This window comes from Terriglobus sp. ADX1, assembly GCF_036877645.1.
GTDB lineage: Bacteria > Acidobacteriota > Terriglobia > Terriglobales > Acidobacteriaceae > Terriglobus.
On record NZ_JAEDXV010000023.1, the window covers coordinates 23,411 to 36,856 of the forward strand.

At 55.2% G+C, this 13,446-nt stretch carries 11 protein-coding genes; 7 read left to right on the plus strand and 4 right to left on the minus strand.

All coding sequences use genetic code 11. The features are described 5' to 3' along the window. The first annotated feature begins 10 nt into the window (after positions 1-10). The 4 genes from JAO32_RS14685 to mobF all read left to right on the plus strand — a co-directional run bounded on the left by JAO32_RS14685 (position 11) and on the right by mobF (position 5,630). Positions 11-337 carry a hypothetical protein gene (locus tag JAO32_RS14685; RefSeq protein ID WP_334241693.1) on the plus strand — a complete coding sequence of 109 codons (327 nt, stop codon included), beginning with the start codon at positions 11-13 and terminating at the stop codon, positions 335-337. A 139-nt stretch (positions 338-476) separates the two neighbouring features. Next, complete coding sequence (locus JAO32_RS14690; protein WP_334241695.1) at positions 477-872, plus strand: hypothetical protein; 396 nt, start codon at positions 477-479, stop codon at positions 870-872. A 4-nt stretch (positions 873-876) separates the two neighbouring features. Continuing rightward, on the plus strand, positions 877-2,883 hold the full coding sequence (locus JAO32_RS14695) for a type IV secretion system DNA-binding domain-containing protein (RefSeq protein ID WP_334241697.1): 2,007 nt from the start codon (positions 877-879) through the stop codon (positions 2,881-2,883). A gap of 8 nt (positions 2,884-2,891) precedes the next feature. Beyond that, a complete protein-coding gene (mobF, locus tag JAO32_RS14700; protein WP_334241699.1) occupies positions 2,892-5,630 on the plus strand; it encodes a MobF family relaxase in 2,739 nt (912 codons plus the stop codon). A gap of 32 nt (positions 5,631-5,662) precedes the next feature. Here the strand turns inward: mobF and JAO32_RS14705 are convergent, their stop codons facing one another. Genes JAO32_RS14705 through JAO32_RS14715 form a run of 3 tightly spaced genes read right to left on the minus strand, consistent with a single transcriptional unit; the run spans position 5,663 to position 9,184 of the window. Then, positions 5,663-6,157 (minus strand): Mov34/MPN/PAD-1 family protein, encoded by a 495-nt coding sequence (locus tag JAO32_RS14705; RefSeq protein ID WP_334241702.1) that lies wholly within the window; start codon positions 6,155-6,157, stop codon positions 5,663-5,665. After that, positions 6,064-7,929, minus strand: a complete 1,866-nt coding sequence (locus JAO32_RS14710) for a ThiF family adenylyltransferase (RefSeq protein WP_334241704.1) — start codon at positions 7,927-7,929, stop codon at positions 6,064-6,066. Before JAO32_RS14710 ends, JAO32_RS14705 begins: the two co-directional genes overlap by 94 nt. Before the next feature lie 16 nt (positions 7,930-7,945). Beyond that, complete coding sequence (locus tag JAO32_RS14715; protein WP_334241706.1) at positions 7,946-9,184, minus strand: hypothetical protein; 1,239 nt, start codon at positions 9,182-9,184, stop codon at positions 7,946-7,948. A gap of 131 nt (positions 9,185-9,315) precedes the next feature. On the opposite strand from JAO32_RS14715, the gene JAO32_RS14720 reads away from it, so the two are divergent. The 3 genes from JAO32_RS14720 to JAO32_RS14730 all read left to right on the plus strand — a co-directional run bounded on the left by JAO32_RS14720 (position 9,316) and on the right by JAO32_RS14730 (position 11,928). Beyond that, positions 9,316-10,188 (plus strand): helix-turn-helix transcriptional regulator, encoded by an 873-nt coding sequence (locus tag JAO32_RS14720; RefSeq protein WP_334241708.1) that lies wholly within the window; start codon positions 9,316-9,318, stop codon positions 10,186-10,188. Positions 10,189-10,197: 9 nt separating this feature from the next. After that, positions 10,198-10,875, plus strand: a complete 678-nt coding sequence (locus tag JAO32_RS14725) for a hypothetical protein (protein WP_334241709.1) — start codon at positions 10,198-10,200, stop codon at positions 10,873-10,875. A 69-nt stretch (positions 10,876-10,944) separates the two neighbouring features. After that, positions 10,945-11,928, plus strand: a complete 984-nt coding sequence (locus JAO32_RS14730; RefSeq protein ID WP_334241711.1) for a ComEC/Rec2 family competence protein — start codon at positions 10,945-10,947, stop codon at positions 11,926-11,928. Positions 11,929-12,155: 227 nt separating this feature from the next. Here the strand turns inward: JAO32_RS14730 and JAO32_RS14735 are convergent, their stop codons facing one another. Beyond that, a complete protein-coding gene (locus tag JAO32_RS14735) occupies positions 12,156-13,430 on the minus strand; it encodes a serine/threonine-protein kinase (RefSeq protein WP_334241713.1) in 1,275 nt (424 codons plus the stop codon). Between the last annotated feature and the right edge of the window lie 16 nt (positions 13,431-13,446).

Consider the following 13,446-nt stretch of genomic DNA (forward strand, 5'->3'; position numbering starts at 1 on the left):
GGAGAACACAATGCCACTGCTGGAAGTCACCCAAACCCGTCACCTCAGCGCTTCTATTCGGCTCACGGACACGACCGCTACACAGGTCGATCAGTACGCCGCTTTCATCCACGCTTCTGCGAATGATGTTGTGGAGCAGGCGCTTGCTTATGTCTTCTCGAAAGACCGTGAGTTTCAGGAGTTTCTTCGCACTCCCGAAGCGCAACGGATTACGCCGACATTGCGCGTGCGTAGAGCATCCGCAAATGAGGCACCGGAACCTCCAGTGAAGAAGCCGGTTTCCGCAGCGTCTTCGGTGTCCCAAACACCGGCAGTTGTGGCGGGATCGAAGGCATGATCCCCCACCTACATCCGTGGCAGTACCAGAGCGGTGCTGCGCACCGGGTGTATTTCGACACTCCACCCCTTACAGGTTCGTGCTGGGTGCACTTAGGTGCACTTGTTTAGAACCAACCACATAGCAAATTCAGGTGCACTTGGGTGCACCTGAAATTTCGAGGTGTTTTATGTCTTTACTCGATACCCAAACCACCACTCTTTCGGATGGCGAGCACGCCGCTAACCGGGTGTGTCCTGTGACAGTGAAACTCACGCAGGACGAACATCGTGAGGTCACAGAACATGCAGAGGGATTGGGGCAGGCCCGCAGCGAATGGATGCGGGACGTGATTCTCCGCGAGCTGCGCTCGGAGCCAACTGCCGATCCTTCACTCGCGGAGATTCTTGGCGTGCGCTTGCTTTTGGTCAATGTCCTGCGACCGCTCGCCGCAGGACAGAGCATGTCGCTCGAAGCCTTCGACAAACTGCTTGACCAGATCAGCACTTTGAAACATGAGATGGCCGGAAAACTCCTGGCCGAAGGAAGGAGATAAGGCAATGGCAAAGACAACGTGGGGTCGCAAAGAAACGATCATCTGGCCTCAGCACCGGCCCATCTATACCTATGGCGCGATCTTCGCCGCCATCGTCCTGACGCTCCTGTTTCTCTACGGTCGCCTTCGCTTCATCGGGACTCCATTGCAGCGGTTTTATATGCCGGTCTATGTGCGTACTTCCATCTTCGGGTCGTTCAGCAAGACGCACCGCAGTGAGTACCGGGTGCTCTTTCTGACCGGGCGAGGCAACAAGCCAAGCCCCGCCATGAGTGACGATGTCGTACATGGAAAAACGATGGAGCCGGGAGGCCGAATCATCCCTCTGGCACTTTCTCCGAGTGCGCTCCAGCATGGCAACGACTTGCTCTTTCGCGGCCCGCTACGGAGCTACGTGGACGCCCGCCTCAGCGACTATCTCAAAGTCGCCCTTTATAAGGATGACCTGTCCGCCATCGTGAAACTACCGTTGCTCTGCGGAGCTGGAGTCTTTCTGATCCTGTTGCCGCTTGCTGTCACCAAGGATGTGAAGCGGCAGAAGGCTTTGAAGTATGGGAGGCGGCTGAAAGGCCCTGAAAAGCTCACGCCGCAGGAGTTCAACGAGGTTGTAAAAGGCGATGGAGTCGGGTTCAAGACCGATGACATGAAGGAGATGATTCGCATACCGGCGCGAGCCGAGGCCCAGCACATGCAGTTCATCGGTGACACCGGCGCGGGCAAGTCCGCCCTGATGTTCCAGGTACTCCGGCAGGTACAAAGCCGGGGCGATTCGGCCATCGTGTATGACCCGGCACGAGAGTTCGTGAAGCGATTCTATGACCCGTCGCGTGGGGATGTCATCCTGAATCCTCTGGACAAGCGCTGCCCGTATTGGGGACCAGCCGAGGAACTGCGCAGCCGCTCCGAGGCGAAGGCTCTGGCTGTCTCCCTGTTCCAGCCGCCGCAGGATCGTAAGGGTGAGTTCTTCATCGAGTCTCCGCAGAAAATCTTTGCCTTCCTCATGGCGTATGGGCCATCGCCGGACGAGCTGGTGCAATGGATGTCGAACCCGGATGAGATCGACCGGAGGCTCAAAGGCACCGAGCACGCACACCTGATTGACCCGCAGGCCCACCAACAGCGGGCAGGCGTTCTCGGCTCCCTGGGATTGGTTGCCGATAGTCTTCGTCTGTTGCCGAAGAAGGCCGAGGGTAACGGCACATGGACTGCCTCCGATTGGGCGGAAAAACGCCAGGGATGGATCTTCCTTACCTCCCGCGCAGCCGAGCGCGAGGCGCTACGGCCATTGCAGAGTCTTTGGATTGATTGGCTGGTTTTGCGTCTGCTCAATGAGCCGACCAAAGGACAAAAGCGTGTCTGGTTTTTGATTGATGAGTTGGCGAGCCTACAGAAGTTGCCGCAACTTCACACCGCGATGACAGAAGGCCGCAAGGGCCAGAATCCGGTCGTGCTTGGATTCCAGGGCAAGGCACAGGTCGAGTACCTTTACGGGCATCTTGCCGAGGTGATGCTCTCGCAGCCCGCAACCAGCGTTTGGCTCACCACCAAAGAACCAAATGCCGGGGAGTGGGTATCGAAGTTCATCGGCAAAGTAGAGATCGAGCGGCTACGCGAGACACACTTCGACGGTACGAGGGCTGGGCGCAATTTCACGATGGATAGGCAGGTCGAGCCTCTGGTTCTGGAGTCCGAAATCTCCGGGCTCCCAGACCTCCACGCCTTTATGAAGTACCAAAACTATGTGACCTACTTTTCGTTTCCGTACTTCGATATGCCTGAAATCGCCAAGCCATTTGAGCTGCGAGAGCGGCCTGACGACAAGCTCCCGTATGACCCGAAGAACATACGGAACGGCAAGCCGGAGGCGTCTTCTGCCGAACTGAAGCAGGAGCCGGAACCTCCAGCCCCGCCGCCTACACCCAACAACCCTGCAACATCACAGGCGGTACAGCCTGAGCTTTCCCTTACCGCAGATGTCCATGACGAACAGAACGTCATCACGCACGGTTAGGAACTGCCATGCTGAACATCTCGAAGCCGCTCTCGGCCAGCCAGGCACAGACGTATCACGCGAAAGAGTTCACCGCCGCCGAGCAGAACTACTGGAAGCAAGGTGACACCATACAAGGTGAATGGCATGGCAAGCTGGCCGATGAATTTGGTCTGTCGGGAGCAGTAGGCGCAGCGGAGTTTGCTCGTCTCTCCGAAGGTCAGCACCCAGAAACCGGCAAGCAGTTAGTCTCGCATCGCGTCGTCCACGAGTACAAGAACGCCGAGGGAAAGACAGTCTCGCCAGTCGAACATCGCGCCGGTTGGGACGCGACCTTCTCCGCGCCCAAGTCGATCTCCCTGACCGCGCTCGTCGGTGGCGATGACCGCGTGCGTGAGGCGCACCGTGAGGCCGTCAATGTCGCCTTGAACGAATTGGAGAGATACACGCAGGCGCGCATCGGCGGCAACAATCCCGCCGAGACGACTGGCAAGTTTGCGGCGGCAAAGTTCGAGCATGACACTGCCCGTCCGGTAGATGGCTACGCCGCGCCGCAGCTCCACACGCATGTCGTCGTATTCAATATGACCGAACGCGACAACGGCAAAATGCGGGCATTGCAACCGCACGCTCTCTTCGAGAGCCAGCAGTTTGCCACCGCCGTCTACCAATCTCATCTGACCTACAAGTTGCGCGACCTTGGCTATGAAATCGAAGCGGGAAAGAGTGGAGCACCTGACGTAAAGGGTTTCACGGCGGCCTATCTCGAGGCATCCAGTCCACGCCGCCAGCAGATCGAAGAGGCGTTAGGCCGCAGCGGTTTCACCGGGCCGGAGGCTGCGCAGATCGCGGCACACAACACCCGCGATAAGAAGGTTATCCTGTCTCCCGCTGAAATCCTGGCCGCCCACAAACAGATTGCCGATGAGTTCGGCAACCAGGCCGAAAGGGTTGTGGCCGAGGCGCGGCAGCGGCGGATGGAACAGACACAAGAGCGCCCTCCAAACGAAAGGCAGCAGCAGGTACGGGAGGCCGTCACCTTCGCCCGCGATAAAGGCTTCGAGCGTGAGGCAGTCGTAGACGAACGTGCTCTCTACGTGGATGCGTTGCGCCGGGGCATGGGCGAGATGACGTACCCGGAGGTCCGCGCCAGCTTCGAGGCGCGTGTTGCCTCCGGCGAGTTCAAAGCCGTTCCCGCAAACGCCCATGAGGCCGGGCGCAGGTTCACCACCGCGGCGACCATCAGGGCTGAAAATGAAATCGTCCAAAAGGTTCAGGATGGGCAGAGCCGTGCACCGCAGATCATGGCGATTGAAAGCGCAGTCGCGCTCGTGGACTCGCGCTCTCATTTCAATCCCGCTCAAAAGAGGGTTGTCGAGGAAGTTCTCACATCGTATGACCGGGTGCAAGGACTACAGGGGCGGGCAGGCAGTGGCAAAACTTCAGTGCTTTCTCTCATACGCGAAGGAGCCGAACAGAATGGCTACGCCGTAGAAGGTTTTGCACCGACATCGCGTGCCGCAAAGCAGCTCCGTGACGCTGGAATTCAGGCCGACACGCTACAACGCTTCCTCGCGGGCGGCGGCCTGCAGGCCGCCGGCGATCCCACGAAGAAGCATTTCTATATGGTCGATGAATCCTCGCTGGCATCGACACAGCAGATGCGTGACTTCCTGAATAAGATTGGGCCGCAGGATAAGGTTCTGTTGATCGGAGATACCCGCCAGCATCAGGGCGTCGATGCCGGGAAGCCATTCGAGCAGTTGCAGGAAGCTGGGATGAGGACCGCGCAGCTTGACCAGATCATGCGTCAGAAGGACGCTGGACTCCTGAGAGCTGTCGAGCATCTGTCCAACAATGAAACCGCTCTCGGTGTCGAGATGCTTTCCCAGCAGGGACGCATTACCGAGATCGTTGACCCGCAGCAACGAGTCGCGGCCATCGCGAAAGAGTATGCTGGGCATCCCGAGAATACGTTGATCGTCTCGCCCGATAATGCTTCGCGCCGCGCTATCAATCAGGCCGTGCGGCATGAGTTGCAGGCGCTTGGCGTCGTGGACAGCAAGGACCATTCGATGCGCGTGCTCACGCCGCGCAATGACATGACCGGCGCTGACCGTGAATGGGCTGCCCGCTATCAGCCCGGCGACGTTCTGCATTACGTTCGCGGCAGCAAAGAGCATGGCATCGAAGCGAGAACCTACGCCCAGGTTGTTACTACGAACCCCGCTGAAAATCTCGTCACCGTGCGGAAAGACGACGGCCAGCAAGTCACCTATGACCCATCACGGTTGCGCGGCATCGCCGCTTACCGCGAGATCGAGCGCGAGTTTGCAGTCGGGGACAAAATTCAATTTACAGCTCCGCAACGAGACTTGCAGGTTGCCAATCGTGACCTCGGCACCATCCAGAGCATCGGAGACGACGGCAAGATCAGCGTGCGCATGGATGGAGCCAAAGACCGCATCGTGCGCTTCGATCCCAACGAAATGCGGCACCTCGATCATGGCTATGCCGTGACTTCGCACAGCTCTCAGGGCCTCACTTCGGAGCGGGTATTGGTGAACATGGATACCGGCGTTCATCCCGAATTGATAAACAACAGGTTTGCATATGTATCTGTCTCGCGCGCCTCGCATGACGCACAGATTTATACCAACAGTGCGGCTTCGCTCGCATCCAGTCTCAGCCATGGCGTCACCAAGTCCTCAGCGGTCTCCTTTGAGGGCGCCAATGCTGTGTCGCATGGGTTAGCGCATCGCATTTGAATAGGTTCCGCAAGTGGTGTAGCAGTCGGATGTTACGAGTCTGAGCAGATCGCGATCTCACCGCCAGAAAAGTAGAGGGAGAGAAACAAGCCGACCGGAAATGATTCTGTCCCGGCGATTAGTAAGATGAAGCCATTCAAATGATGCTTCGATTGTCTGAAGGCTTCACGGATGCTGCGCACGTCGGATTGAGACGGATGCGGTACCCGCTCTGGATGCGTGTGCCAATCTCCGATGAAGTGCAATCCGCGCTTGTGCATTGCATCGATCTCAAACTGTTCTGCAGAACGGTTTGGCGTATATCCGTATCGTGACCGCCGATCAGCCGCTCTCGGTCCAGTTGCCAGTTCCACACGTATCTGATTTTTATTGAATCGTGCGAAGATCTGTCCGCCTGCTTCGGGCGAGGAGGGCTCGAACTGCTGGTATCGTGCTATGTGGTTAAGGACCCTCGGGGTGAGTACAAGACTTTGCTCGGAATCTCCGATTCTGAAGTGAAGACTGCGCCAATATCGTTTCTTCCACACGCCGGGCAAAGTTCGTCCTTCGTCCATTCAAGTTCCTCTTGGAATCCTCCGCGCAGCCGCTCAGGATGCCCCTCTAACCACGCTTCAGTCCACGTTCCGCCTGCATCCACCAATAGTGACTGAGGACCGGCCCAAACACGATGGATTGATGTTGTTTGTTTCCCTAGAAGACTATCCAGTGCTAAAGACGAGGCCACTGAGATCGTGCCTTGCAATTCCACCGGACCATATGGCTGGAATACCGCGCCGCATGCAGGCTCAAAAAGTTCCTGCGTAATGCCTGCTGGCCATTTTGTAATGGTCATGCGTGCTTCTCCCTCCAAGCTCATACCGCATTGGAAACATGGGCTAGTCGATGTGAGCAGTACGGCATGGCCAGCACATGCGTGCGGCTCTGTCCAGGTGTATAAGATGGTTTGTGGAACCTCCCCCAGAATGTGTTGTAGATTCAAGAGCTTCTCGATTTCCCATTCTGCAGTAGCGCAGACAATGAGATCGGCGTCCCTCGTCGAAGACGCTTCCTGCAAAATGAACTCTTCGTAGGAGATCCCAAACCCTCGAATCGTCGCGTGTGGGTAGTTCCGCTGCAGATTTTCGGCAAGGGCAATCGCCTTGTTCTGGCCGACATATTCAGTACCGAGCGGGTGTCGGCCCACGTTAGCTGAGGTGAGAACCTCGGGATCTATGACATCCAGATGGCCTACACCTGACATGATCAGTTGTTGCGCGATCGGCGCTCCAACAGAACCGCAACCTACGATTAGAACTCTCTTCCCGGATAACGTTGCATGGTGTGGGTCATGTCCTCTTCCGTGAATCCAAGCGGAATCGACGCGATTCACTTTCAAGCGCGCAGCCGAGCTGCTCGAAGAGAATAGACGAGAAGCCGTTACGGACGGCGGGATCTTTCCAGGTCTAAATCCATTGAGTCGACGATTTCGACGCCGGCCTCGAATATCCGCTGTTACAGAGGGCTGTGTCTTCAATGCAGCGAGGCAGGGACCATTGCCGCTGTCCGCCCCGAGAATGAAATAAAACGGGGACTGTCCCTTTCTGCTAAATTGCTCGATTAGCTGTTTGCCCCCCGACGTCATCTCAGCCAGCCGATAGATATCACCGGCTGTCTGAGGATACTGACTTGGAATTAGAGCTTGGGGAAGCCAGAGAAAGCATGCGGCGTCGGTTGATTGAAACTGAGGAAGGTTGCCGAAGCGATGCCGTTGCCAGGTTAGGACGGCTTCTTCAGATTCTCCAACCACTGATCGAGATTCACCTCGCCAAACTCGAACGAGCCTACTGGGACCCTCTGTTTTCAAAAGGCTATACACTTCCAAGGCGTCGTGCTCAACACTCCGATTCCAGTAGGAATAGAACTCCATCCGGAAGTCGCCTTCGTTGGATCGGCTCTCGGACGCACATAGCAAGTCTGCGGCTTGACCAAGAAGAACGCCAACGATCTCCGCAGGGCGATCTGGCTTGTTGACTTTATTGCTGGCGCGTAGGCAGAGGCGTCCATCCTCTTCGATATGCGGCCAAGTCAAGAACTCCGGACGATCCACTAGGAAGAAGTTCGGGAGGGAAAATGGAAACCGTGAATCGAGCACCACTCGGAGCCGCCTTGCCGCCAAGCCTGCTTGTACGTGGAACTCCCAACCGGCAATCAGTGAACGGCCTTCATAGGCACCGATCTCGCCTAAAGATAGGCGTCGCGCCTGACACACCGACGTGAGGAAGGAATCCACCTTCGAGATTCCTTCCTCACGTAGACGCATCACAATGCTGCTCCGCTCAGGCATAGCGGCTATTGCCACCCTTCTGGACAGCTTCTGCCTCCGCAGCCTTCCGAGCGACTTCGTCAATCAGGCCCTTCTTCATCACATAGGGTGCCTCGACAGCTGCCTTTCTCACGGACTTCTTCATCGCCTGCTCCGAGATGGTGAACTCCATCGGTGCAGGATTGGCCTCCGTCGGATTTTCGCCCGTGCAAAGAAACTCTCCCTTCGCTCCTTTGGCGATGGATTCATATTCAGTTTTCGCCGCGTGGGAGGGCGGATCACAATCATCATCATTGATCGCGCAGCTACTGGCGATGATTCGTCCTGCATCGCGGATCTGTGAGAGCGCCGACTTTGCATCTGGTGAAATCTTCGCCTTATCGCCGAGGTCGGAACGGCTGTCATGAGAAAGGGAGTGCCACGAGCAATGATGGGGCGTCTGCAGCAGATCGTATTCCAGCACAGCCGGTGCCTGCTTGTGCTTTGTCCAAAGCTTCTCCCATATGCTCACTTCGGCGTCTCCGCCGCTCAGGAAGTTTTTGACCGTTTTACGAGATTCGTCGTCTGCCAGCTCCATGTTCAAGATGACGCTGGAGTGATTCTTGCGAAATTCTTCTTCTTCCTCATCGCTCTCGGACTTCGGCATGGGCGCGAGCAGACGCCCCTTGAAGACGGCGTTTTCAGAGCCATTTACCTTTGTGATGTCCTCATCGACCTTCACAACGATTGCTAGGATGTCATCGGTTTTACCATCTTCATCTTCGCCCAAGATCAGAACGCGATCACCATCGTCGATGCCCGAGCAGTTCTTCTCACGGGCAAGTGCGACACGTCGCTTCGCCTCCGTGTTGAACTCTTTGGCGTCGTCGCAAAGCTTATGTTCGACGCTGGCGCGCCGGAACACCATGGGCGAGGACCACATCTCACCAATCAGAATGCGCCTCTCGTTGGTAGGCTTTTTATCGTCTGCGTAGTCTGCCGGTGGGCCAAGATGGAAATGCTTTTTCAATCCCCGGCAATGATCTTGGTCAGGATGACTCAAAAGGAAGACGTCCACGAACGGCCGTCCATTCACGTCCGTCTTTAACCGTTCACGAAGATCTTTTGCTACATCACGGGTTTCGTCGTCTGGATCATCCGCAGATGCGCGGATATTGCAGTCGATCAGAATGGTTTTCCCGGACTTGTCTCCCAGGCTGATAAGCGTCATATCCCCGTTATCTACGGGAAAGAAGGTAATCGAAGTTGCCATATGCAGGAATCTCCCACGGAACTGGCCTCGTCTCGATTTCTGGCGGGGTCGTCCCTCCTTGAAGTAGAATCAAGATTACTATAGCCCATCTAGTTTTTAGATGGCGAAGAAAAGTGGAAAAGGTGGGCAGTTTGGCGGAAAATCAGCTCTTACCCGCGCGATGGGGACAAGAACGGCGGTTGGAATTCATCGAGTTTCGCCTTTTGTGGGAAGGGAGGGTTAATCGCACCGATCTGGTAAATTACTTCTCCATTTCGACTCCACAGGCGTCCTTGGATTTCGCGCGATACAGAGAGCTTGCGCCTACAAATGCCGTCTACGATGTTTTGCAGAGAACCTATATTGCAAGCGATTCGTTCAAGCCGCTTCTTATTCGCGATTCCTCAGATGAGTATTTGACCCGTCTTTGGGCCACATCAACCGGCGCAATGAGCGCAAACTCATCGTTCCTTGGTTGGGTGCCTGTGACCGGTATCGTCCGCGACCCGGCGCGATCGGTCGATCCACTAGTGCTCCAAACTGTGTTGTTGGCGTTGCGCGAGCGACGATCGGTCCGGATCAGCTACCAATCGATGAGCCAGCCAGGCCCGTCTTCACGCCTTGCATCTCCGCACGCTCTAGGATTCGACGGGCGCCGCTGGCATGTAAGGGCGTTCTGTCACAACCGCAATGAGTTTCGCGACTTTGTATTAGGACGCGTTTATGCAATCCATTTGGGAGATGTCTCTGCGATTGATCCAAAAGATGATGCCGATTGGCACGATTTCATCGAGGCCATCATCGTCCCTCATCCAGATCTCTCAACTGACCAGCGCAAGGTTGTCGAAGCCGACTACTGTATGGAAGACGGGCGCTTAATCCTGCGTGTTCAAGAAGCGCTTCTCCTTTACCATTTGGAGCACCTTGGACTTCTCGAAAATGCAGAGAACCCCAGAAAACATGTTGCTCTCGCAAACCGCGAGGCCCTCCGGCCTTTCTTTCGAAAACATGGCATCGACAAGTGAAAGGACAGTATGGCAAAGTCTCTCAAACAAAAGAACCAGCCTCAACTGATTACATTTGTCGTTTCAAATGCAATTGCATTAGGCGTGATCGCGTTGGGGCTTCCTCAGCTTCTTAACCTTCTCCAGGAGCTTTCAAAGGGCAACTGGACCATCGTCGGAAAGCTGATCGCCATTCCGGCGTTCCTGACGTTGGTCACGGGCACTATCGGTTGGGCGATGCCTCGAGCAGCAAAAGAGTCCATTGTCTTCTGGAAGACAGGCAGACATTGTTTGCCATCAAGCAGAGCTTTCACAGCGATTGGACCCGTTGACCCCCGCGTCGACATGAAGCAGCTTCTGATTAAACACGGGCCATTCCCCACTGAATGTAAAGAGCAAACCGCACTATGGTACAGAATCTACCGAACTCATACTTCGGATACTTCCGTTGAAGACGCGCATGGTGCTTATCTGCGGTTTCGAGAGATGGCAACCCTGGCTGTCGCATTCATCGTGGTCGGTATAGCCTGTAATGCTTTCTTCGACGTTCCCTTCAAACGGGACGTGATCGGAGTTCTGCTTTTAGGCGTTGAATACCTCATAGTAATGTTCGCTGCCCGTAATGCTGCAACGCATCTTGTTTCAAATGTCCTCGCATTGGAGAGCGTGAAAATCACGTCTGAGGAACCAAAACAAAAGCAAGACTAGATAGTTGATAAAGGTGTCGGTCGTGGGTAAAGACGCGCGAGTCATATTGATCGAAAGGTAGAGGCATAGATGTCGTTGACAAACTTGAAAATTCATTTTCTCAATGTCGGCCATGGTGATTGCACAATCATCGAGTTCCAAAACAGACTGACCGTTGTCGACATCATGAACTGCAAGAAGTTAGCAGCTCCAACGCGTGATGAGCTTAAGAAGAAGTATGCCAGGAACGCCACATGGGCGACCAGTTCACTTGCTGCGACCTTCGGCGCGGACGCCCATCTCAAGGATGAGGAGGCAAAGCTCGTCGATCCGATCGATTATCTGAAGGAACATTTGCCCGGCCAGAAATCGATTTTTCGATATATCCAGACGCATCCGGACATGGACCACATGGGCGGTCTTCATCGCCTTGGCGTGGAAGGCTACAACATCGTGAACTTCTGGGATACGGATAACTCGATCACCAAAGATATGGAGAAGAACAAGTGGGCGCAGGTCAATCATGACGAGCGAGATTGGGATCGATATCAAGACTTCCGCAAAGGCCGCTTCAACGATTGCACGCTTCTGAAACTGCGTCAGAACGCATCGGCTTCGTTTTACAAAGAGGACGGCATTTCAATCTGGGCTCCCTTCGAGAACACCAAATCAAAGGATGAGGAAGCCGACCCCAACTACTTCAGCTATGTCATCCAGATTCAACATGGAGAATCTTCCATCGTTCTCGGCGGTGATTTGCCTTCCGACCTGTGGGACAAACTGGTTGCGGCGAACGGGAATAAGTTGCCGAAGGTCAATCTTTTGAAGGCGTCCCATCATGGACGTAAAAGTGGTTACAGTCTCAATGCCGTAAAAGCCATGGCACCCGATCTCACGGTCTGTTCTGTCGGTGAGCTGGTCGGTAAGCATGACGCATCAGCCAGCTATGAGCGTTTTTCCGAGTACGGATGTTATTCCACTATCGATCACGGAACGATTGTTGCGACGTGTTGGAGCGACGGCGATATCTTTCTGGCCGGGCCGGATGGGCAGACATTCGCAAGGAACCGCTAGCCTTTTCCTATTGACTCGGAAAATGGACCGTTCCGGGGACGCGATTCCGGAACGCAGGGGCCAGAAGGGGAAAGCGTCCGCGCGAACAAGGGGTTCAACGCCCCTGCACGTCACGTACCCGTTCCTCGCTACTAGAACCCGAATAAGCCCGTCTGTCTCCTTTGCGTCTGTCACTCTCTCTCGAATCTTAAATTCGCCGCGATAGATAGTTCTCTCATGAGGTAGCGTTAGGCTGGAAACAGACGACTGAGCCCATAGGGCAATTGCGTAAGTTCAATAAAATCACGGACCGTGCCGAGCTGATCGTTCCCTAAGAGGATACTCGCCAGAAACTGCGCATCCTCGGGAGAACGTGCTGACTGAAGCATTGTTCCGAACATCTTCATTACGTCAAAGCGGTAGTGGGAAGTGCCGACGCGAAGTACGGTTCGCAAAAGCCCCGCGCGTATATTCGGCCGGTTCGCACGCCTGAACAACCTCGCGCAGTGACTCCCAATCTGGTCGGTGTATGAGAATGCCCAGCTTTGGGTTGACGTGAAGTCTTCGAATGTTGCGATGATCCTCTCAAGTTGGTCCGGTGCCTCTTGTTCATAGAGTTCGAGAGTTTCGCCTGACATCTTCATAACGACCTGGTGCATAAGATCTCCATCTGACTCATGTCCAACCAGCGCAGCACAAAGAGCACCAAGAAACGATGCAGGGTTCTCTGGATTAGCGGCCATCCGATCAATAAGACTCTCGATGGTGCCTTCCGGAGCGACATTCAACATCAGATCAAGTGCTGCATTAAATGACAGCCGCAGCTCCGCAACACTCTGATAGCGGCGCTCGGGTTCAGATGCCGTGGCTTTTCGAACGAGGGCGGCGAGGATCGGCGGGATCCGTTCCAGATCGGCTTCCCAATGTGAGCCCCCGGCCAAAACGTATAAGATCCTTCCCAAGCTGAAAATGTCCGCTCGATGATCACAGGTCTTGGCATTCTCCCACTGTTCAGGGGCTACATAGCCATGAGTGCCGAACCCTTCACCGGTATGAGTCATGCGTTCCTCTTCAGATAGATCTCTGGCAAGGCCGAAGTCTGTCACGATGCCGTTTCCCGCACCATCAATCAAGATGTTCTCCGGCTTGAGGTCCCGATGAAGTATGCCCTCGTTGTGTGCGTGCTCTACACCATCGAGCAGCTGTGCATAGAGCGACCGAAACGCAGCTGGGTTGCCTTGAAACTGGCTAAGCTCACGTGCCAAGGTTGAAGGATATAGCGGCATCACGAAGTAATAACGAGGCGCGTCTAGCCGCTTGTCCAGCACCGTGATCACATTGGGGTGTGATAGCGATTCGATCCGTCGAACTTCACGTGAGAAACGCTCGACGGCGTCAGGATTCATTTGCTTGTCTTCACGGAGCGCCTTGAGAGCAACCTGCGCTCCATCGTTACGCCTTACGTGGAACACTTCTCCGAAGCCGCCTTGACCTAATGGTGAGACCGTTGTGTAGGTATACATGCTGCTTCCAAGCTCC